Origin of the sequence: Pararobbsia alpina (genome assembly GCF_902859895.1) — a bacterium.
Lineage (GTDB): Bacteria > Pseudomonadota > Gammaproteobacteria > Burkholderiales > Burkholderiaceae > Pararobbsia > Pararobbsia alpina.
Map to the genome: position 1 here is coordinate 46547 of NZ_CADIKM010000013.1, position 21592 is coordinate 68138.

General features: G+C 61.8%; 16 protein-coding genes. 11 read left to right on the forward strand and 5 right to left on the reverse strand.

The features are described 5' to 3' along the window. Positions 1 to 21: 21 nt before the first annotated feature. The 6 genes from HV670_RS15110 (at position 22) to HV670_RS15135 (ending at position 4586) form a co-directional block, all read left to right on the forward strand. Positions 22 to 558, forward strand: a complete 537-nt coding sequence (locus HV670_RS15110) for a DUF1097 domain-containing protein (protein ID WP_175105601.1) — start codon at positions 22 to 24, stop codon at positions 556 to 558. Continuing rightward, entirely contained in the window at positions 555 to 1298 is a 744-nt protein-coding gene (gene nthB / locus HV670_RS15115; protein WP_175105602.1) for a nitrile hydratase subunit beta, read from the forward strand. Before HV670_RS15110 ends, nthB begins: the two co-directional genes overlap by 4 nt. A 14-nt stretch (positions 1299 to 1312) precedes the next feature. Further along, positions 1313 to 1966 (forward strand): nitrile hydratase subunit alpha, encoded by a 654-nt coding sequence (nthA, locus tag HV670_RS15120; protein ID WP_246257471.1) that lies wholly within the window; start codon positions 1313 to 1315, stop codon positions 1964 to 1966. A gap of 2 nt (positions 1967 to 1968) precedes the next feature. Beyond that, on the forward strand, positions 1969 to 2340 hold the full coding sequence (locus HV670_RS15125) for a nitrile hydratase accessory protein (RefSeq protein ID WP_175105604.1): 372 nt from the start codon (positions 1969 to 1971) through the stop codon (positions 2338 to 2340). Between the two features lie 5 nt (positions 2341 to 2345). Next, positions 2346 to 3401, forward strand: coding sequence for a HoxN/HupN/NixA family nickel/cobalt transporter (locus HV670_RS15130; protein WP_175105605.1), 1056 nt, complete (start codon positions 2346 to 2348; stop codon positions 3399 to 3401). Positions 3402 to 3581: 180 nt separating this feature from the next. Next, a complete protein-coding gene (locus HV670_RS15135; RefSeq protein WP_281362402.1) occupies positions 3582 to 4586 on the forward strand; it encodes a GlxA family transcriptional regulator in 1005 nt (334 codons plus the stop codon). An 80-nt stretch (positions 4587 to 4666) separates the two neighbouring features. Here the strand turns inward: HV670_RS15135 and HV670_RS15140 are convergent, their stop codons facing one another. The 4 genes from HV670_RS15140 to HV670_RS15155 all read right to left on the reverse strand — a co-directional run bounded on the left by HV670_RS15140 (position 4667) and on the right by HV670_RS15155 (position 10217). Then, positions 4667 to 5965 carry a cytochrome c gene (locus HV670_RS15140; protein ID WP_175105607.1) on the reverse strand — a complete coding sequence of 433 codons (1299 nt, stop codon included), beginning with the start codon at positions 5963 to 5965 and terminating at the stop codon, positions 4667 to 4669. 13 nt (positions 5966 to 5978) lie between these two features. Next, positions 5979 to 7757 carry a GMC family oxidoreductase gene (locus HV670_RS15145; protein ID WP_175105608.1) on the reverse strand — a complete coding sequence of 593 codons (1779 nt, stop codon included), beginning with the start codon at positions 7755 to 7757 and terminating at the stop codon, positions 5979 to 5981. Positions 7758 to 7761: 4 nt separating this feature from the next. Next, entirely contained in the window at positions 7762 to 8496 is a 735-nt protein-coding gene (locus HV670_RS15150; RefSeq protein ID WP_175105609.1) for a gluconate 2-dehydrogenase subunit 3 family protein, read from the reverse strand. Positions 8497 to 8666: 170 nt separating this feature from the next. Further along, positions 8667 to 10217, reverse strand: coding sequence for a methyl-accepting chemotaxis protein (locus HV670_RS15155; protein ID WP_175105610.1), 1551 nt, complete (start codon positions 10215 to 10217; stop codon positions 8667 to 8669). A gap of 507 nt (positions 10218 to 10724) precedes the next feature. Between HV670_RS15155 and HV670_RS15160 the strand changes: the two genes are divergently transcribed. Then, positions 10725 to 13193, forward strand: coding sequence for an alkaline phosphatase family protein (locus tag HV670_RS15160; protein ID WP_175105611.1), 2469 nt, complete (start codon positions 10725 to 10727; stop codon positions 13191 to 13193). Between the two features lie 114 nt (positions 13194 to 13307). Further along, positions 13308 to 14633: a cytochrome-c peroxidase gene (locus HV670_RS15165; RefSeq protein ID WP_246257473.1), complete on the forward strand. Its 1326-nt coding sequence runs from the start codon at positions 13308 to 13310 to the stop codon at positions 14631 to 14633. An 87-nt stretch (positions 14634 to 14720) separates the two neighbouring features. Here HV670_RS15165 and HV670_RS15170 read toward each other — a convergent pair whose 3' ends face one another. After that, positions 14721 to 15344 (reverse strand): Fur family transcriptional regulator, encoded by a 624-nt coding sequence (locus HV670_RS15170; RefSeq protein WP_175105612.1) that lies wholly within the window; start codon positions 15342 to 15344, stop codon positions 14721 to 14723. 301 nt (positions 15345 to 15645) lie between these two features. Here HV670_RS15170 and HV670_RS15175 point away from each other — a divergent pair, with 301 nt between their 5' ends. From HV670_RS15175 to HV670_RS15185, 3 genes are all read left to right on the forward strand, one after another. Then, positions 15646 to 18027, forward strand: coding sequence for a glycoside hydrolase family 3 N-terminal domain-containing protein (locus HV670_RS15175; RefSeq protein ID WP_175105613.1), 2382 nt, complete (start codon positions 15646 to 15648; stop codon positions 18025 to 18027). A 101-nt stretch (positions 18028 to 18128) separates the two neighbouring features. Beyond that, entirely contained in the window at positions 18129 to 19361 is a 1233-nt protein-coding gene (locus HV670_RS15180; RefSeq protein ID WP_175105614.1) for a metallophosphoesterase, read from the forward strand. Positions 19362 to 19386: 25 nt separating this feature from the next. Then, positions 19387 to 21582 carry an amylo-alpha-1,6-glucosidase gene (locus tag HV670_RS15185; protein WP_175105615.1) on the forward strand — a complete coding sequence of 732 codons (2196 nt, stop codon included), beginning with the start codon at positions 19387 to 19389 and terminating at the stop codon, positions 21580 to 21582. The last annotated feature ends 10 nt before the right edge of the window (positions 21583 to 21592 follow it).

Genomic DNA, 21592 nt, shown 5'->3' on the forward strand with positions numbered 1-21592 from the left:
TTTTCCGTCAAGGAGTCTGCAATGAAGAAGTCTGATGCCCTCACCGTCAGTATCGGCGTCCTGGCCGTCGCCGACACGTATATCACCGCGACCGTTTTTCCGGTCCCGGTTTGGGTGACATTCATCGCTTGGGCGTCGTTCTTCGTCGTCGGCGGCGGTCCACGCGGCTTTGTCCAGAGTGTGGCATCGAACCTCACCGGCCTGATCATCGCATCGCTCTCGCTGCTTGCCATCGCCCTTTCAAACCAGACACCGATGGTTGCTGCAATCTGCGTGGGTGTCGGTAGCGCCGCAATGGTTCAAGCGTCGAAGCTGAAACTTCTGAAGGTACTTCCGGCCGTCGTCTGGGGATTCGCGTCCACGGTCGGTACCAGCGTCGCTACCGGGAAGGCGATCACCACTGCGGGTATCCAAAACCCGGCACTCATCGCCGCGGCAGCGCTGATTACGGGCGCGCTTTTTGGCATCGTCTCGGAATTTCTCGGTGACGTACTCAGCCACAAGCCACATACCGCCCCCAACTCAATTGATCTCGCCCTCCAGGAATCGCAAAAATGAAACTGCAGCATAGTCTTGGCGGACTCCAAAATCTCGGACCCGTCAATGTGGAAACGCGAGTCTTCGTCGAGCCCTGGGAAAAGCGCATTTTCGGCATCCATACCGTCATGATGGCCGAGAGCACGCACCTGTCGGACGCCCTGCCCGAGTACCCGATCGACACCCTTCCCACCACCTTCAAGAACACATGGACGTGGGCGTCCCTGCGTACAGGTGCGGAAGGCATGCAACCGTTCGAATACTTCAAGTACCGATACTACGAAAAGTGGTTGATGGGCATATCGCAGTTCTTCGTTGACCAAGGCTACCTATGCGCCGACGAACTCGCGAAGAAGACTGACTACTACCGCGGCAATCCCGCTGCACCGATGCCGGAACAGCCCTGCCCTGAAATCAAGACGCAGATCAACGCGTACCTAACCAAGGGCGACTCAGGTCTGCACAACCTGGAAGAGACACCCCGTTTCGCCAAGGGCGCTGTAGTACGCATTGCCGACCCCGAAGCGGTAGACCACACCCGCCTGCCGGGATACCTCCGCAACAAGCTAGGCACCATCGAGGTCGTCTATCCGGGTGCGTTCTCCTATTTCGTGTCCACCGGTCCTGACGGCATTGGTGCGCCCATGCCAGTCTATCGGGTGGCCTTCAAGGCAGAAGATATCTGGGGTAAGGGAAAGAGCGAGCCGAACACCACGATCTACGCGGATCTTTTCGAAGCTTATCTGGAATCGTCGAACTGACCACCAATTCTCATATGGAACTCGAAATGAGCGAACTCTTCAAATACGACGATGAACGTGAGGCGGCCAGCGCAGCGAAGGTGCGCGCTCTTGAAGCATTGCTGATCGAAAAGGGGGTCCTCGGCAGCGACTCCGTCGATGCCGTCCTTGCCCACTTCGAGACAATCGCGGGCCCGTTCAACGGCGCCCGCGTCGTCGCCCGCGCGTGGGTAGACGCCGCATTCAAGCAGCGGCTCCTCGAAAATACCCCGAAAGCGATTGCCGAAATGGAATTGCCCGTAGGAATGGAGGGCGCCGAAGGCGAACACATGGCGGCCGTTGCCAATGGCAATGGCGTTCACAATCTGATTATCTGTACGCTGTGCTCCTGCTACCCGTGGCCCATTCTCGGCTTGCCACCCTATTGGTACAAGGATCCGGTATTCCGTGCACGGGGTGTGCGCGAGCCCCGTGCAGTCCTCCGGGAGTTCGGGGTCCCGATTCCGGATGACATCGAAGTCAAGGTATGGGACAGTAGCGCGCAGATCCGGTGGTTCGTGGTGCCGGAGCGCCCCGACGGCACAGACGGCATGAGCGAAGAGGAACTCGCATCGCTCATCACACCCGAGGCCATGATGGGCGTCGCGCTGGTTCCCTCCCCCGCCCAGAAACAAGCGATGGCAGGTTGACCATGTTTACCCGATTCGAGGAATACGCGGCGTCGAGCATGCTCGGGCAACCCGACTCCCCTCCCCGCCTGCAGGGAAAACTGCTGTTTGACAAGCCATGGGAGCGACAGGTTTTCGGCTTGGCCCTCTCACTGTCAAAGGCCGGGTATTTCGAGTGGGAAGACTTCCGCCAGAACCTGATTCAGTCTGTTGCTGACTGGGAAGACGGGTACTGTCCCGGGCAACCTCAATGGGACTACTACGAGCGATTCCTGCTTGCGCTCGAGAAAACGACGCTCGAAGCTGGCGTCCTTTCTCCGGCAGACATGAAATCGCTACAATTGCTTGGCGTTGCCCCACCCGCGCCTGAGTCCCAAACGACACTTTGTGGATGAGCACCATGATCAGTCAACTTTCGAACGTTCTCGCGGGATCGAACCCCCACGTACGACGCAAACTGTTCGGCATATACGGCGTTCTGATTGCGATCAATGTCGTCGCATGGGCCTGGGCACTGGTATCGTTCTGGGATCATCCCGTGCTGCTCGGCACGGCGCTGATTGCATACGGCCTCGGACTGCGCCATGCGGTTGACGCCGACCACATCGCCGCGATCGACAACGTCACGCGCAAGCTGATGCAGGAGAAAAAACGCCCCGTTTCCGTCGGCTTTTTCTTCTCCATGGGACACTCGACCATTATTGTCGTCGCCTCACTGGCGGTCGCATTTGTCGCCAGTGTGCTGAACACGCGATTCACCCAATACAAGGAACTCGGCGGCGTCATCAGCACGCTGGTGTCGACAGGTTTCCTGTTTGCGATCGCACTCCTGAATCTGGTCATCCTGAAGTCAATCGTCCGGGCATGGCGTCATGTCCGCAATGGCGGTGCATACGTCGACGAAGACTTTGACATGCTTCTTGCCGACCGCGGCTTCCTGGCCCGCCTCTTCCGCCCACTTTTCCGCCTCGTGACCCGTAGCTGGCATATGTTCCCGCTCGGCTTTCTGTTCGGCTTGGGTTTTGACACCGCAACCGAGGTCAGCCTGCTGGGCATGTCCGCCAGCCAGACCTCGCACGGCGTCTCGCCCTGGGCCGTGATGGTCTTTCCCGCGCTGTTCAGCGCAGGCATGTCCCTGGTCGACACTCTGGACGGCCATCTCATGTTGGGTGCTTATGGGTGGGCTTATCTCAAGCCCATTCGCAAGATCTACTACAACATGACCATCACGCTTGTCTCGGTTGTCGTCGCGTTGCTCGTCGGCACGATCGAGGCACTGGGACTGATTTCTGACCACCTGAAGCTGGAAGGCAAAGTGTGGGACGCCATCGGAACGCTAAACGACAACTTTGGCACCTTGGGCTATATCATCATTGGTATCTTTGCCGCGAGCTGGTTCGTATCGATGGTGCTGTACCGATCGAAGCGCCTCGATAAACTCGAAGCCAGTCGTTAGTTTTCCTGTCGCCGTGAGTGTCATGCTTCTGAATGCGAGGGACCCGGGTCAACCCGTATCCTGCGGGGTCACGGTTGCGGAATTCTCCGGTAGAGCAGGGGGAGTCCGGAAACCCCGAAGTCGCTATCCGAAGCATTCGCTCACGTTCGCCTGACATCTATGCGCAAAATCACTGTCGGGATGGTCCTTTTCCCCGGGTTCCAGTTGCTGGATATCGCGGGGCCCAGGGACGCCTTCGCAGAGGTGCGTATTCTCAGCAAGGGTGAGTGCGAATACGAAATACTGACCGTCGGAACCACGCGTGGAACCATCCCGTCGTCCAGCGGGCTGACGATCGTGCCAGACCGTACGATTTTCGATCCTTGTCCGCCGTTCGACACCGTGATCCTCCCGGGCGGCCTGGGCATTTTCCAGGTCCTGGAGGACTCGACACTCAGTGAGTGGCTCGTGCGACAGCACACGAGCTGCCGAAGGATTGCGGCGATCTGCAACGGCGTATTCGCTTTTGGCGCAGCCGGCATGCTCAACAACCGGACCGTAACGACGCATTGGATGGACGCCGCACGCCTCTCGTCCATGTTTCCGAAAGCGAAGGTTGAACCCGACCTGATTTATCTCAAGGATGGTGGCATCTATTCCACTGCCGGAGTGACGGCCGGAATCGACCTGGCGCTGGTGATGATCGAGGAGGACTTCGGTAAAAAGATGGCCCTCGACGTCGCAAAGTATTTGATTGTCTACGTCCGTCGAGCCGGCGGTCAGTCGCAGTTCAGTCCCCTGCTCGAGATGCAGGCAGCAGGCGATTCGCAGATCCAGAACCTTCAGCAGTACCTGCTTGACAACCTGCATCTGAATCACACAATGGCCTCGCTTGCGGAGCGGCTGGCCATGAGTCCGCGTAATCTTTCGCGAATTTTCAGCAAGGAATGTGGCGTCAGTCTCATCGCTTTCCTCAACGACGCCCGCATCGACGCTGCCCGCCGCTACCTCGAGAGCACGGATCACTCAGTGGGCGAAATCGCCAAGCAATGCGGCTTCGAAAGTGTCGACGCGCTTCGGCGGATATTCACGCGACGGCTTCGTATCAGTCCGGCTGACTATCGACAACGATTTCGTTCCAACGACATCACACGCCCTGAGCTACAGAAGCCCTTACGCCCACCCCTCACGGGATCGGTCTCGTGAAACGCTCCGCCCGGGTGTATTGAAGAGGTCGCCGAACCCCATGTTCGGCGACCGGCCCCTCACATCGCACTGACTGGATCTTAGTGGTTCAGATGGTCGCGTATGCCTTTCACCTGATCAGCCGTCACCGCAGCCGCATGGTTGCCCCAACTCGATCGTACAAACGTTGCGAGTTCCGCGACTTGCTCATCGTCGTAGCGCCACGCAAACGGCGGCATCGCGAGCGGCGCGGGGGCGTTTGCCGTCGAAGGCAGACGCGAACCCTCCAGGATCACTGCAATCAGCGAGTCCGGATGGACGGCCAACACCATCGGATTGTTGGCGAGCGCGGGAAAAACCCGTGATGCGCCTTCTCCGTTCGGCCTGTGACATGCCGCACAACTGTCAAGGTAGATGCTCGCGCCATGACCCGTCGCGGTACCCGCCATGATTGACTTGAACGTCGCATCGGACCGCTGGTACGACACGGCGTCATGCTGCCGGGCCGAGAGGCTTTTCAGATAGACCGCGATTGCCTGCAAATCCGCATCCGCCAGATACTGCGTGCTGTGCTCGACCACTTCGCCCATCGGACCGGTCACAGCAGAGTGCGGACCGCGTCCCGTCTTGAGCAAGGTGGCGATGTCGGCCACGGACAAGTCGCCCAGTCCGGAACCGGAATCGCCTCGCAAATTGATCGGCGACGCGTGGTCAAGCGAGGTTCCAGACAGGAACAGCGACGTCTTGCCAGTCAGGTCGAGTTCCTGAAAGCCCATCCCGCGCGGTGTATGGCACGTGCTGCAATGAGCCAGACCCTGCACGAGATAGGCGCCTCGGTTCCACTCGACACTCTGGGAGCCGACAGGCTGGAACCGCGTGTCATCATGAAAGGCACGGTCCCAAAATGCCAGCGGCCAGCGGATGCTGAGCGGCCAGACGATATCCGAAGGCCGGTTCGCCGTGTCCGATGCGGCGACCCTGCTCGTAAAGTACGCGTACACATCCTTGAGGTCGGCGTCACTGACCTTCGCATAGGACGTATAGGGCATGGCCGGATAGAGACGTCTGCCGTCCTTTGCCACGCCTTCTCGCATGGCAAGCACAAAGTCGTCGAACGTGTATCCTCCGATGCCATGCACACGATCGGAAGTGATGTTGCTGGAATATATCGTGCCGAGCGGGGTCTTGAACGGATAGCCACCCGCGAAAGGCGTGCCGCCCTTTGCGGTATGACAAGCCATGCAATCGCCCACGCGCGCGAGGTACTCACCGTGCACCGGATCGCCTCGGCGAGCCGCGACTTCCGCAGCCACGTTCACGACGGGTTTGCTCCACGTGGAGGCCCAACAGCCGGCGGCAATAAGCGCGATGGCGATGACGGGGATCAGGATTTTTCGCATGATTGTGTCCCCCTTAAACCTGAACCATCGGCCCAGGATTCTTCAGATACTGCGAGCGGATATTGCTCGCCGCCCAGTACGCGAGACCACCGACCAGGCCTGTCGGGTTGTAGCCGATTCCATGCGCGAAGGTGTTCGCGCCCAGCACGAACACGTTCGACACGTCCCAGCTTTGCAGGTACTTGTTGACCGCGCTGGTCTTGGGGTCCGCGCCCATCGGGGTCCCGCCGCACACGTGGGTGCTCTGGTACGGGCGAGTATCCCAGTGCATGCCCGGCTTGAACACACGGCCTGAAATACTCTTGGGCTTCATGGCGCGGCCGATCTCCATCATCTTGCCGCCAACGTAGGCCGCCGATCGAAGGTCGTTGTCCTGCCAGTCAAACGTAAGACGCAGGAGTGGTGTGCCGTAGGCGTCCTTGTACGTGGGATCGAGGTCGGCGAAGTAGGCGCGATTCGCAAGGCTGGTGCACTGCGACTCAATGCGCCCGGTATGAACGAAATTGTCCACCACTGCCTGCTTCCACTCGGTTCCCCAGTTTGGCGTGCCCTTGGGTAGCGGGATACCGCGAACCGGCCCGTTGCCGGTCTGGCGCCCCCAGATCACTCCGCCGCCGATGAAGCCGAGCGGACCGTGATCGAAATTGTCGGCATTGAATTCCTCGATGACCTGACCGCCCCCGCCGGTACCGATGAACTGATTGATGTAGACATCCTTGTCCCAGAACATATTGACGCTGTTGATGTACTGATAGCAAAGGTTGCGGCCGACCACGCCTTCGTTCGTCTCGACGTTGAACGGTGTGCCAATCTTCGACGAGAGCATCAGGCGGATGTTGTGGAGGTGAAACGCGGCGAGGATGACCATGTCCGCCGGCTGCTCCACGTCGTTGCCCTCGGCGTCGACGTAAGTCACGCCGACCGCTCGCTTGCCGGTGCTGTCGAGGTTCACGCGAAGGACGTGCGCGTTCACGCGCAGCTCGAAGTTCGGCTTGCGCAGCAGCGCGGGAATGATCGTCGTTTGCGGCGACGCCTTGGAGTAATTCAGGCAGCCGTAGTCGCTGCAGAAGCCACAGAAATTGCACGGACCCAACTGGCATCCGTATTCGTTCTGATAAGCCCCTGATGCATTCCCCGCGGGCAGAGGAAAGGGCTTGTAGCCAAGGCCGCTCGCAGCCGCGGCAAAGAGGCGACCCGTCGGGTGATCAACGAGCGGCGGCAAGGGATACTCGCGGGAGCGATAACCCTCGAACGGGTTGCCACCCGGGACTGGCTTGCCCTTGATGTTGCCCGCTTTCCCCGACGTACCGCACACATACTCGAACCGGTCGAAATGCGGCTCGAGCTCATCGTACGTGATGCCCCAGTCCTGGAGGTTCATGTCCTGCGGGATGAACTTCTCGCCGTACCGCTCCTTGACCCGACTGTACAGACGCAGCTCATCGGGACTCACCCGAGACTGAACGCCGGACCAGTGTGTACCCGCGCCGCCGACTCCTTCACCCGGCTTGAACGAGCCCATCTGACGATACGGTAACGCTACATCGTCCTTCGCATGACGGGCCGTGACAGTCGTCTTGGCAAGGTTTTGCAACAGCGCCTGCCGCGCAGAATATTTGACTTCGTCGGTGATCTGCGGATAGGCGAAGTCCGGAATCGTGTCGCGGCCATCACCGCGCTCGAGTGCCACGACGTCGAGACCCGCGTTCGCGAGTTCAATGGCCATGATGGAGCCGGTCCAGCCGAAGCCGACGATTACCGCATCAACGTGTTTCTTCTTGATCGTTGCCATTCTCTTAGACTCGCTTTCCGTACATGCTCACCGCGCCATAAGGATAGGGCCCGGATTCGACCGCCCATTCCAGGTAGTCGGCGCGCACGCCGGGATACCCGATCATCTTCCACGCCGCCATGCCCTTGTTGCCCCCGTGCATGGGATCGCAGAAATACCCTTCCATCACGTTCTTGAGCAGAAAGTCGCTAAAGAACGTTTTCAGCTTGAAGTCGTCCTTGATCTCACCCGCTTCCATCCGCTTCAGGAAATCGGTCTGTTGCGCGGGCGGCAGTTCAGCGAATGTCTTGCCGCCGAAGTTCTTGCGGCAATGCGCATTGATCGCGCGGATTCCGAGTCGGTACTGTTGCTTGGGCGTGAGCTTTGACTGGTAGCCGAATTCGGGTGCCCCCTGCAGGAACGGGCCTTCCATGTACCAGCGGGATGCGTCGCCGTATGGCGTCTGCATCTGACGATCGATGTATTGCGGCACCCCCAGCTGGACAGCGCCAGGTCCCACGTGATCTTCAGGTATCAACCGGTCGCAGGCGGCATTCACGAAGGCCCATTCTTCAGCGGTGAAGTAGCCCGGATGGTAGTGGTCCTCTGTAGGCTGATTGGGCGGAGGAGCGCTCAACGCGCGGTGGTCATCGCCCGAAGCAAGTAACGCGGTCGCGGACGTCGAGAGCGTCGCGATGGGCGCAATAGCGATCGTCCTCTTGAGAAATGAGCGTCGACTGTTGTCCTTGGAAGTCGTCATCCTGATTTTCCGTTTTATTGAGTTATTGGCAATGCCGGAGGGTCGTGCTTGAAAGCAGCGGCCCATGGCAATGCATCGACGATGCGTGAGCAATCGCGGCAGGCAGCAGCGTAAGCGGCCTGACCATGATGTTCAGCGGCTTGATTTGGCAGATCTGCGGGGGAGAGGCTCTATGCGACCTTGAACACGTCGATGAAGGCGTGCAACTGGCTCGACTGCTCGTCGAGCGCCTGTGCTGCCGCGCTCGCCTGCTCGACGAGCGCGGCGTTTTGCTGGGTGATCGAATCCATTTGGGTGACGGCAGTATCAACCTGCTCGATAGCGGTCGTCTGTTCTGCGGCCGCTGCCGCAATTTCGTTCATGATGTCGCTGACCTGTCGCACGGCATGCAGCACATCGCCCATCGTCTTGCCCGCATTCGCGACGAGTTGGCTGCCTAGCGTGACGGTCTCGCTCGATGCGGCGATCAGGTCCTTGATCTCCTTCGCTGCAGTCGCCGAACGTTGCGCGAGGCTCCGTACTTCGGATGCCACCACCGCGAAACCCCGGCCCTGCTCACCCGCTCGCGCAGCCTCGACGGCCGCGTTCAGCGCAAGGATATTGGTCTGGAACGCGATGCCTTCGATGATCCCGGTGATGTCAGCGATTTTGCGGGAACTGACACCGATGTCGCCCATCGCACCGACCGCGCGATCGACCTCGTCGTTCCCCTTCGAGGACACAATCGATGCATCGTCGGCCAGCGACCTGGCAGTGCGCGCGCTTTCCGCGTTCTGTTTCACCGTCGCCGTCAACTGGTTCATAGTGGCTGCGGTTTCTTGCAGGGACGCCGCTTGTTCTTCCGTTCGAGACGACAGGTCCATCGTGCCTGACGCGATTTCGCGCGTGGCCGTGGCGATTGCGTCGCTGCTGCTGCGCACGGCGCGTACCGTCTTGGTCAGGCTCGCCTGCATGCTCTCGACGCCGTGCAGGAGGGTACCCATTTCGTCGTTAGTTCGAACGACGATCGGGCGGCTCAGATCGCCTGAGGCGATCGCCTGGAAATGCCCGAGCGCTTCGTTCAATGGCCGCATGATCGCGCGGCGCAATGCAATCCAACTCCAGCATGCCGCGGCAGTCCCAATGAGGATCATCGCGATTGACAGGGAAAAGAATGTGTGGAAGCTGGCTTGAGCCTCGCCGTAGTTGTTCCTGGCGTTCGTGTAGAGCGTCTGTTTGACTTTCTCGTTGGCCGCGCTCATGTCGTTGTAGAGTGCGCTGAGCTGCGTCATCGCGATCTTGTCGACTTGCTCCCGGTTGCTTGCTTTGACAGCGTCGACGAAAGCCGCCACGGCCTCGCGCATAGCGTGCCGGCGCTCTGTTGCGTCGCCGATCAGGCTCGCTTCGTTGGCCTCGTGGACCTGCCCGACAAATTTTTGCCACCACGCGTCGGAATCGCGCAAGAAGCCGGTCGCGCGCTCGACCTGGGCCGCGGCGCCAGGATCTTCCGGATGCAGCGCGACGCGATCAAGCACAAGACGCGTGCGGGCAAGATAGATTTCCGCATTACCGATATTGGTTGCGGCAGTCAGCTTGTTCTGGTACGTGTCGCGGTTTGAGCGGTCGGCGCGATAGGTGCCCGTCAAACCCAATACACCGATAATCACCATCAGCATCGCAAGAAAGCTCATTGTGAAGGCGATGCGGGTCTGCAGTGAAACAACTGTTTTACTCGAAGACATGTATACCCCAGAAGAACTGTTGCGAGACTGCAAATACAGCGGTACTAAATTAGCTAAACAACGTATCTCTTGTTGACAGCCTTCATCATCTCGGCCATGCCTTTCGCATTGCCATTAATCCGATTGCCGCATTGACCAATTAACCGTTCCTGAATTAACTACGGCAAGTTCAAACAGAACTTGAGCGGAGATTAAATAGTTTTTTACTGTCGGCATTTAGTAAGAATACTTCCGGCACCCACGCGGCACGCGGCGGCTGGTGCGTGAGATGTGATGTCCGTCCCTTACGCGGCCTTTCAAAAACCTCGTGCTGGCAGTCAGTAAACGATCACGGCATCTGTCATCGAACGTCTGCGGTCATCTACCCACTTCAGCATGTCTCGGACGAATCCCGGTCAAAATATTTTTTTATCACGAAGCTGTCATACGCCGCTGCGAGTATGCGCGGGGTCAAACCTTTGACAAAAAAATCTAAAACCATATCGCTTCAAAGACCACACCTCACTCATGAAAATTCGCGCCTTGACGCTTGCCTGTTCGGCAGCGCTGCTGTCGCTCGCCGGTTGCGGTCCCGATAGTGCTACTTCCACCAACAGTTCCGTCATGAACGTGACGGGCGTAGCGGCAACCGGCTTGCCGCTCATCGGGGTGACCGTGACTGTCACGGACAGCACAGGCAAAACGACGCAGTCAAACGCAACCGACGCGACCGGCAAGTTCACCGTCGCTGTAAGCGGCAAAGCGCCGTTCATCCTGACCGCGCCGTTCAATGACCTCGACGGCACGCCCGCGACTCTATCGGCGGTGCTCAATCCCGCATCGGGCACGCCGGGGACGGGCGTTGCGAATCTGAACCCGTTCACCTCGTTGATCACGCAACGCGTGCTGGGCATGGTGCTGGCCGGAGCGCCCACGGCCGCGCAGATCGCATCGGCGAAGATTTCGGCAAACAGCATCGGGCAGGCGGACAAGGACGTCGCCAGCGTGCTGCAACCGCTGTTCACCGCGTTCAATGTGCCCTCGACGGCAGTCGCCGACCCGATCGGTACGCCGTACCAGGCGAACTCGAGCAACCCGCTCGACACCCTGTTCGATATCGCGCACTTCACGGTCCATACCGGCACGGTCTCCGCAGGCACCGACGGCAACCGCACGCAGGTCACGATCCCGGCGACCGGCGCGGTATCCGGCCCGATGTCCGCGACCGCGGTTGCTTCGGCACAAGCGCTCGCCAGCGGCCCGACCACCACGCCGATCCAACACGTGATCGTCATCGTCGGCGAAAACCAGACCTTCGACGGCTTGTTCGGCGGCTACGTTGCGCCGGCCGGGCAGACGGTCAAGAACCTGCTGTCGGAAGGCATCATCAACGCCGACGGCACGGCCGGCCCGAATTTCTCCGCCGCCGCGCAAAACCAGGGCACGACGCAAACCACCTATACGATCAACCCGACGCGCTCGACGCCATTCCCGACACTGCCGCAACCGGAACAGATCGGCATCGAGAACCTGGCGACGCAATCGGTCGGCACCGGGGTCCCCGACTTGCGCTTCACCCCGCCTCTGCCCAACGGCCCGTTCCAGATCAGCAAGTACGTACCGTACGCCGCGGAGAACACCGCATTCTCACCGTATCTGACGCTGTATCAGATGACCGGCGATCCGGTCCACCGCTTCTTCCAGATGTGGCAACAAACGGGCGGCGACAACACGAAGCTAGACATGTTCACGTGGGTCGCCACCACCGTCGGACAGGGCGGCGACACGACGGGCATTACGCCCGCGAATCCGTCGCAAGGCGGCGAGCTGATGGGCTTCATGAATATGTCGACCGGCGACGCGCCGTTCTTCCAGTCGCTCGCGCAAACCTACGCTGTCAGCGACAACTACCACCAGTCGATCATGGGCGGTACGGGCGCGAACTTTTTCTCGATTGCGACCGGCGACCTTCCGTTCTACAACACGTCCGGCACGATCGCGACGCCACCCGCGAATCAGATCGAGAACCCGAACCCGTTGGCGCAGACGCCGAACTTCTACTCGGCCGACGGCTATGAAGGCGGCTCGTATGTGAATTGTTCCGACCCGAGCCAACCGGGCGTCAGTGCAATTTTGAGCTTCCTTTCGGCAAAACACGTTGCGAGCAATTGCGACGCCGGCAAGTACTATCTCGTCAACAACTACAACCCCGGCTTCGACCTGAACGGCAATCTGCAGCCGATCGGCCCGAACAACTACAACTACCCGCCGCAAACCGTGCCGACGATCGCCGAGGCGCTGGCGGCGAAGGGCGTGTCGTGGAAGTGGTATACGGGTGGACGCGACGCGGCCGACCTCACCACCGAAACGGCGCTGCTGGAGGCGGGGGGTTACACGCAGCCGCAAGCTCAGGCCGCGGCACAAGCCGCTCAGTACAACGTCATTGGCGATCCACTCGTGGGCTCCAGCAATGTGATGGGCACGCCGTCGCTGAAGGCGAACCTGAGCGACCTGGTGACATTGACGAACGACATCAAGAACAACACGCTTCCCGCCGTGTCGTACGTGGTGCCGAAGAACCTCGACAGCGGCCACCCGGGCTACTCGGCGCCGGCCACTTACGAAGCGTTCCTGAAGACCGTGGTGGGCAACGTGCAGGCCAACCCGACCTTGTGGGCCCATACCGCGATCCTGATCACCACCGACGAAGGGGGTGGCCACTTCGACACGGGCTCGATCCAGAACCTCGATTTCTTCGGCGACGGTCCGCGGATTCCGATGATCGTCGTGTCGCCGTACGCCCGTACGGGGATGGTCGATCACACGTACTACGATCACGCCTCGGTGCTGAAATTCATCGAGCGCAACTGGCGCATGCAACCGCTGTCGGCACGCAGCCGCGACCGCCTGCCCAACCCGGTGAGTTCGTCGCAGAGTCCGTATCTGCCGGTCAATACGTCGTCGATCGGCGATCTGATGGCGATGTTCAACTTCTGAACCCGTCCTGATCGAAGGGATGCGCCGCATGAGAATGCGGCCGCAGTGTAATTCGGGAAGACGGCGAAACCAGTCGGTTTCGCCGTTTTTCGTTGACGCGATGCAGAAAGACACATGATCCAAAATGGCTTCAATGCGGCGATCCGGTTGACCGCTTCGGCGATTGCGATCGTCGCGATGAGCGCGGCCTGGGCGGCGATGGCGCAGCCATCGGCCGTCAATCACGCCGCGCCCGTTTCCAAAACGTCGGTGCAACAATGGGTGCGGTATCCCGCGAACCCGGCCCATTTGAGTCCGCAGGCCGAACTCGGCAAGCAGATCTTCTTCGACGCATCGCTGTCCGCGTCGGGAAAAATGTCGTGCGCGAGCTGCCATAGTCCCGAGCACGCGTACGGTCCACCGAATGGCCTTGCGGTGCAGCTGGGGGGCGCCGACATGCGCCAGCCCGGCACGCGCACAGTGCCGTCGCTGCGTTATCTGACGTTCACCCCGCTCTTCAGCCGTCACTTCTATACGCCGGCTTCCGAAGACTCCGAAGACGAAGGCCCGACCGGCGGCTTCATGCGCGATGGCGCGGCCGCCTCGTTGCACGACCAGGCGGCAACACCCTTGCTCAACACCGACGAGATGGCCAATGCGAGCGTGGCCGCGGTGGTCGGGAAGATTCAGCACAGCGCTTACGCCGAGGCGTTCAAGCAGGTCTTTGGCCAGCAGATTTTCACGCAGACCAGCCAGGCATTCGCGCGCGCCGGCGATGCACTCGAAGCGTTCCAGACCGAAGACCCGAGCTTCCATCCGTACACGAGCAAGTTCGACGCCGCGATGTCGGGCCATGCCGACTTCACCGCTCAGGAGTTGCGCGGCTATGCGCTCTTCAACAATCCCGACAAGGGCAATTGCGCGAAATGCCATCTGGACTCGCCGGGCCCCGGCGGACGCCCGGCGCAGTTCGCCGACTTTTCATTCGCCGCACTCGGCGTACCGCGCAATCCGGAAATTCCCGCCAACCGCGACCCCCACTACTTCGACCTCGGCCTGTGCGGACCGTATCGCCACGATCTGGTGAAAGAAACCGACTTCTGCGGCATGTTCAAGTCACCCACGTTGCGCAACGCCGCGACCCGCTCGGTGTTCTTCCACAACGGCCGCTTTCACACGCTCGAAGACGTGATGCACTTCTACGTCGAACGCGATACCAATCCGCGCAAGTGGTATCCGAAGCTTGCGAACGGCAAGGTCGACAAATTCGACGACCTGCCGCCGAGTCACCGCGACAACGCGGACGTCGCCGACGCGCCCATGGACCGCAAGCTCGGCGGGAAGCCGGCCCTCGACGAAGCCGAGATTCGGGACGTCATTGCGTTCATGAAGACATTGGATGACGGCTACTCGGATACGCCGGGCGGACCCAAGGCGGCGCGCGACGCCAAATCCGACTGACGTAGCGCACGGCCTCCTCCAGCAAAGGTCCACGTGCCAGATGCCCCAGGCGCGGGCCTAGACAGGGCCGGCCGCAGTCGATCCAAATCAAGCCGTGGCCGGCTGCTTCGGATCCCGTGCGGCGTCCTTGCCGCCTGTGCCGCTGCTCGATGGTTTCGCATCCTGCCGTGCCTGGCATTCAGGGCAGAGACCCTTGAGCTCGATCTCCTCGCCGCTCAGCCGGTAACCCGACTGCTTGACCTGGGCCATCAACGTCTTGCGAAGACGCGGCTCGTGCAGTTCCTCGAGCTTCCCGCACTCCTGGCAGACGATCAAAATGCCGTGTTGGCAATGCGTCAAGTCATGGCAGACGGCAAATGCATTGATCGTTTCGATCCGATGAATCAGGTTCGCCGAAAGCAGGAAGTCGAGCGCGCGATAAACGGTCGGCGGCGCCGAACCGGAGTGCATGTCGCGCATCTGATCGAGTAGCGCGTAAGCCTTGGTCGCGCGGCCGGTCGCAAGCAGCAGGCCAAGCACCTTGCGTCGGATCGGCGTCAGCCGTTCGCCCCGCGCCTGGCAATACTCGTCGGCCACGTCGAGCGAACGCTCGATTTCCTCAGGGGTCGGCGGCCCCTGCTCGTGGTCGGCCAGAACGCCACTGGCGGGGCCATGAGAATGGTCATGGCCGTGTTCGTGCGCGTAATCAGGGGCGTGCGGAGGACTGGGCATGGCTGGGATTATAAGGGTTGCCGCCGAATAGAGCGGTCGTCGTTTGACGACGGGCGACCCCATGGGTCAATGCCGTAGGCGACCGGCGTGGATACATTTTCCACCCATGCTGCACCGCAATGCAAATGCGGGCTTCCCCCTAACGCTGCGCCTAACGCAAAAGAATGGGCGCGAAGATCGTCAATTTCGCAATCGCGGCGGCGCGTGTTTTCGCTATGCTTGCCCGTCATCCGGCCCGGCGAGCTTGCTTGCGGCCATTGCCAGAGCGGTGCGCCGCCCCTTCGAGGACTTCCTGCTTGCCATGAGCCACCCGTACCAAGACCCGTCCCGCCCGAACTCCGAACGCGTCTCCGATCTGCTGGCGCGGATGACGATCGAAGAAAAAATCGCACAGATGCATGCGTTCTGGCTCATTTTGTCGGAAAGCGGCGATCACCGGACCCGTTCCGACTCGTTCACCGGCGCGAGCGACCAGGCGCAACTGCAAAACCGCCTGAAACTTGGGCTGGGCCAGATCACCCGCCCCCTCGGCAGCCACAGCGTCGACCCGGTGAGCGGCGTACGCGCCCTGAACCACCTGCAGAAGTTCCTGCGCGAGGAAACCCGCCTCGGCATCCCGGCCCTGTCCCATGAGGAGTGCCTGGTCGGCGTGATGACGCGCGGCGGCACCATGTTCCCGTCCGCGCTCAACTACGGCACCACCTGGAACCCGGAGCTGATCGAAAAGGTCGCCACGGCGATCGGTACGGAAGCACGCAGCCTGGGCTGCCACCAGGGCCTCGCGCCGGTGCTCGACGTCTCGCGCGACGTACGCTGGGGCCGCACGGAAGAAACCTTCGGCGAAGACCCCTACCTGATCGGCGTGCTCGCCACACGCTATGTGCGCGGCCTGCAGGGCGACAAGCGTGATCTGCTCGCGACGCTCAAGCACTATGTCGGCCATTCCTTCAGCGAAGGCGCACGCAATCACGCGCCGGTCCACCTCGGTCCGCGCGAGCTCAACGACATCTTCCTGCTGCCGTTCGAAATGGCGGTCAAGCAGGCGAACGCAGGCTCGGTAATGCCGGCCTATCACGACGTCGACAATGAGCCTGCGCACAGCTCGCACTATCTGCTCACGGAAGTCCTGCGCAACCAATGGGGCTTCGACGGCCTGATCGTGGCGGACTATGTCGGCGTCAGCCTGCTCTATCAACATCACGGCGTCGCCGCCGATCCGGCCGAAGCCGCTGCACTGTCGTTCAATGCCGGCCTCGACGTCGAGCTGCCCGGCGACGACTGCGCCGCGCATCTGCGCGAAGCGCTCGCGCGCGGCCAGATCACCGAAGCCAAGATCGACGAGATCGTGAGCCGCGTGCTGACGGAGAAATTCCGCCTCGGCCTGTTCGAAAACCCCTTCGTCGACGAAAACAAGATCGACCTGCAGAACGACAACGCCAAGGCACTCGCGCTCCAGGTCGCCGAAGAGTCGTTCGTGCTGCTCGAAAACGACGGCATCCTGCCGCTCGCGCCGGACAGCGGCAAGAAGATCGCGGTCATCGGCCCGACCGCGGACGATCCGCTCGCGATGGTCGGCGGCTACAGCTTCCCGGTGCACCTGATCATCAGCGACATGACCTCCGAAACGTCGGAGATCGTCACACCGCTGCAAGGGCTCAGGAAGGTCTATGGCGACGCGGCCATCCGCCATGCGCCGGGCTGCGTGATCCTCGCGCAACGCAAGGCAGGCTCGCCGGTGTTCCCGGGCGATGTCACCGATGGCTCGACGTTGAACCTCGAGTCGCCCGTCTCGCGCGACACGAGCCTGATCGATGCCGCCGTCCAGGCCGCGCGCGAATCGGATGTGGCCATCGTATTTGTCGGCGATCTCGCGGGCTTGTTCCAGACCGGTACGGTCGGCGAAGGGTCAGATACCGATTCGCTGAACCTGCCGGGCGTCCAGCAGCAGCTGCTCGAGGCCGTGGTCGCCACCGGCAAGCCCGTCATCGCCGTGATCACGGGCGGCCGTCCCTACATCCTCAACGGGCTCGAACACAAGCTCGCCGCGCTCGCGATGGCTTTTGCGCCGGGCCAGAGAGCCGGTGACGCAATCGCCAATGTGCTCTCGGGCACGGCATCGCCCTCGGGCCGCCTGGTCGTATCGGTTCCGAAAAGTGTCGGCGCGATGCCCTACTTCTACAACCACAAGCTCAAAAGCGCCGGCACGCCGATCGCCTTCCATTTCGGCAGTCGCTACCCCTTCGGCCATGGCATCGGCTACACGTCGTTCAGCTACTCGGGATTGTCGGTCGAACAGAGCGAACTCGACATCGAAACGGGGGAGATTGTCGCGAGCTTCGATATTCGCAACGAGGGCGGCCGGGCAGGTGTCGAGGTCGCGCAGCTCTATGTCCGCGATGAACTTGCTTCGGCCGTGCGCCCTGTCAAGGAACTGAAAGCCTTTGCACGTGTGGCACTCGATGCGGGCGAGACGGCCCGCGTGACCTTCCGCGTACCGGTCGACATGCTGAACCTGACCAATGCGGCGCATCGCCGGATCGTCGAACCGGGGGTGTTCGAACTGCAGATCGGACCGTCGAGCGCCGACGTGCCGCTACAGGCGAAAGTCAACGTGACGGGCCAGGTTCGCGAACTCGGCCGTCTCTGGCGCATGGAAAGCACAAGCTCGATCAATCGCCGCTAGGACTGCCCACCGGGTCGCCGGCCAGCGGCCCGGGACGATATACGAGGTCAAAATCGTGACGGCAGTACAATCGGACCATCTCTTGTCCTGGCGTCCCGTTCATGGCTTTATCCTTTGTTGTGCGCGCGCTGGTGATCGGTGCATTGCTGCACCTCTATATCGGGGTGCGAATCGTGCCGGCACTGGCCGCCTATCCGGCCGCACAGATCGTGATGATCGTCTGGCTCCTGGCCTCGTATGTCCTGATTCCCCTCGGCATGAGGGCCCGCCGCGCAAAGAACGACGACTCGTCGCTCACCGCCTGGGTCGGCCTGCTGACGATGGGTCTGTTTTCCTCACTGCTGGTGCTCTGCGTGCTGCGCGACATCCTGCTGGTCCTGGGGCTGATCGTTGCCGCGCTCGGCCATCAGGTGCTCGCACCAATGGCTGTCGAGCTCTCCGCGCTCGCGGTGCCCGTGCTCGCCCTGCTGTTCACCGCCATCGGCTTCGGCAATGCGCGCCGCCGCGCGCCCGTCGTCAAGGTCGACGTGCCGATCGACCATTTGCCTGAAGAACTCAACGGCTTCACGATTGCCCAGATCAGCGATATCCACGTCGGGCCGACGATCCGGCAGAAGTATGTCGATGCGATCGTCGATGCGGTCAATGCGCTGCATGCGGACGTCATAGCGGTCACGGGTGACGTCGTCGACGGCGCGGTGGCTCACCTGGCGCAGCATACGCAGCCGCTTGGCCGCCTCAAGGCTGCGCAGGGCGTCTATCTCGTGACCGGCAACCACGAATACTATTCAGGTGCCGACGCATGGGTCGACGAATTCCGCCGGCTCGGCCTGAACGTGCTGCTCAACGAACACGTCGTGATTCACCACAGGGGCGTCCCGCTCGTGATCGCGGGCGTCACCGACTACACGGGCGGCCACTTCGATCCCGCTCATGAAAGCGACCCGGCCGCGGCGCTCGCGGGTGCCCCCGCCGGCGCCCCCGTCAAAGTGTTGCTCGCGCACCAGCCGCGCAGCGCCGACCAGGCCGCGCATGCGGGCTACACCCTGCAACTGTCGGGCCACACGCATGGCGGCCAGTTCTTTCCGTGGAATTTTTTCGTGCGGGTCCAGCAACCGTTCACAGCCGGTCTGAACAAGATGCGCTCGCTGTGGGTCTACACGAGCCGCGGCACCGGCTACTGGGGGCCGCCGAAACGGCTGTTCGCACCATCGGAAATTACGCTCGTCAGGCTTGTGCCCGGGGTTTCACCGGCACGCGGTCTCCATGCGGAGCGTACCGCCACCCCGCCATACGACGATCCGGCGGCGAATTCCGCTAAGCTTCAGCCATGACTTTGGATCAGGAGGCTTTTTCATCATGAAGCAGGTCGATGACATTGCGACGATCGCCGATCCGGCACTTGTCGTTACTGAACGAACGGAGCCTGCCATGTCGCAGACGTTCGCACTCAAGCACGAAGACACCTTCATGGTCGCCGACGCCTACGGCGACGTCTATGGCAATCGCGACGGGCTGTTTCACGACGACACGCGGATGCTCTCGTCGTTCCGGCTGGGCTTCGGCCCGCGCGCGCCGTCGCTGCTGTCGGCCGCGATGGGCCGCGACAACGTCGTGTTCACGGCGCATATGACCAACCGGCCGCTGCCCGAGCTCGGCGGCACCATGGCGCCCGAGGGCGTGATCCATGTCGAGCGCGCACGCTTTCTGTGGCGCTCGCGATTGTTCGAACGTATCACCTGCCGCAATTTCGGCAACCTGGCCGTGACGATGCCGCTGACCGTGAGCTTCGGCGCGGACTTCCGCGACATGTTCGAGGTCCGCGGTTCGGAGCGCAAGCGGCGCGGCGAATTGTCGGCGCCCGCGATCCGTCCGACCAGTGTGCGCCTCGCCTACTGGGGTCTCGACGGACTCGAACGCACCTCGACGGTCGCGTTCTCGCAAGCGCCCGAACGGCTCGGACCGAATCGTGCCGACTACACGGTAAAGCTGCCCTCCGGCGGTGTTTTCTCGCTGTTCATCGAAGTCGGCCCGGATACCGATGTCGCGCACGACGAGGGCCCGAATGCACGCCGCTATCGCCGCGCCCGCGCGCATGCGCGGCTTGCGATGCGTGCCCACCGGCTCAACGGCGCATGGCTGCACAGCAAGACACCGCTCTTCACGCAGTGGCTCGATCAGTCGCGTGCCGACCTGGCCTTGCTGACGAGTGACCTTGCGACGGGCCCCTATCCCTATGCGGGCATTCCGTGGTTCTCGACGCCGTTCGGCCGCGACGGCATCGTGACGGCGATGGAAACGCTCTGGCTCGACCCCGGTATCGCGCGCGGCGTGCTGCGTTTCCTCGCGAGTCGCCAGGCCACGGAAACCTCGTCGTTCCGGGACTCGGCGCCTGGCAAGATCATGCACGAGACGCGCAAGGGCGAAATGTGCGCGCTCAAGGAACTGCCCTTCGGTCTGTACTACGGCGGCGTCGACAGCACGCCGATGTTCGTGGTGCTCGCCGGCGCCTACGTCGCGCGAACCGGCGACAGCGAGCTGATCGACGAACTCTGGCCCGCGCTCGAACGCGCGATCGGCTGGGTCGAAGGCGTGATGGACGCCAGTCCGAACAAGTTGGTCGACTATGCGCGTGGCGAGAAATCCGGCCTTGCCAACCAGGGCTGGAAGGACAGCGAAGACTCGGTGTTTCATGCGGACGGCTCATTGCCGACCGGACCGATTGCCCTGGTCGAGGTACAGGGCTATGCCTATCGCGCGCTACTGACGATGAGCGAACTCGCCACGCAACGCGGTGACGATGGACGGGCTGCCCAGTGGGCCGAGAAAGCGCGCGCGCTCGCCGAGATCGTCGAAACGCGTTTCTGGATGGAGGACAAGGGCTTCTACGGCATCGCGCTGGACGGGGCCGGCAAGCTCTGTGCAGTCGAAGCGTCGAATGCGGGGCATCTGCTGTTTTCCGGACTGCCCCGGGAAGATCGCGCCGCGCGCGTGGTCGACCGGCTTGGCGACAACTGCTTCCGCTCGGGCTGGGGCATTCGCACGCTTGCTCAATCGCAGACGCGCTTCAATCCGATGTCCTATCACAATGGCTCGATCTGGCCGCACGACACCGCGCTGTGCGCACTGGGGATGCGCCGATATGGCGACCTCAACGGTCCGATCGAGATCCTTGAAGAGATGTTCGATGCGGCGTTCAGCTTCGGCATGCGGCTGCCCGAGCTGTTCTGCGGCTTCCCGCGCCGACCCGGCCTGCCGCCGATCGGCTATCCGGTGGCCTGCCTGCCGCAGGCATGGTCGGCCGGGTCCGCGCTGCTGCTCGTGCAGGCTTGCCTGGGCATCACGATCGACGGCTGGGCGCATCGGGTAACGATCGACCGGCCGCGGCTGCCGACGGGGGTCCAAAGCCTGACCGTGCGCCGGCTCGATTTCGGTCCGTATCGGATCGACATGATCTTCGAACGGAATGAGGAAGGAATCGCGACGCGCGTGGAAGGCTCGGCGGAGGCAGTGGCCCGCGTACACGGCGACTGGATACGACGCGTCACGCGTTGACGCGTCAGGT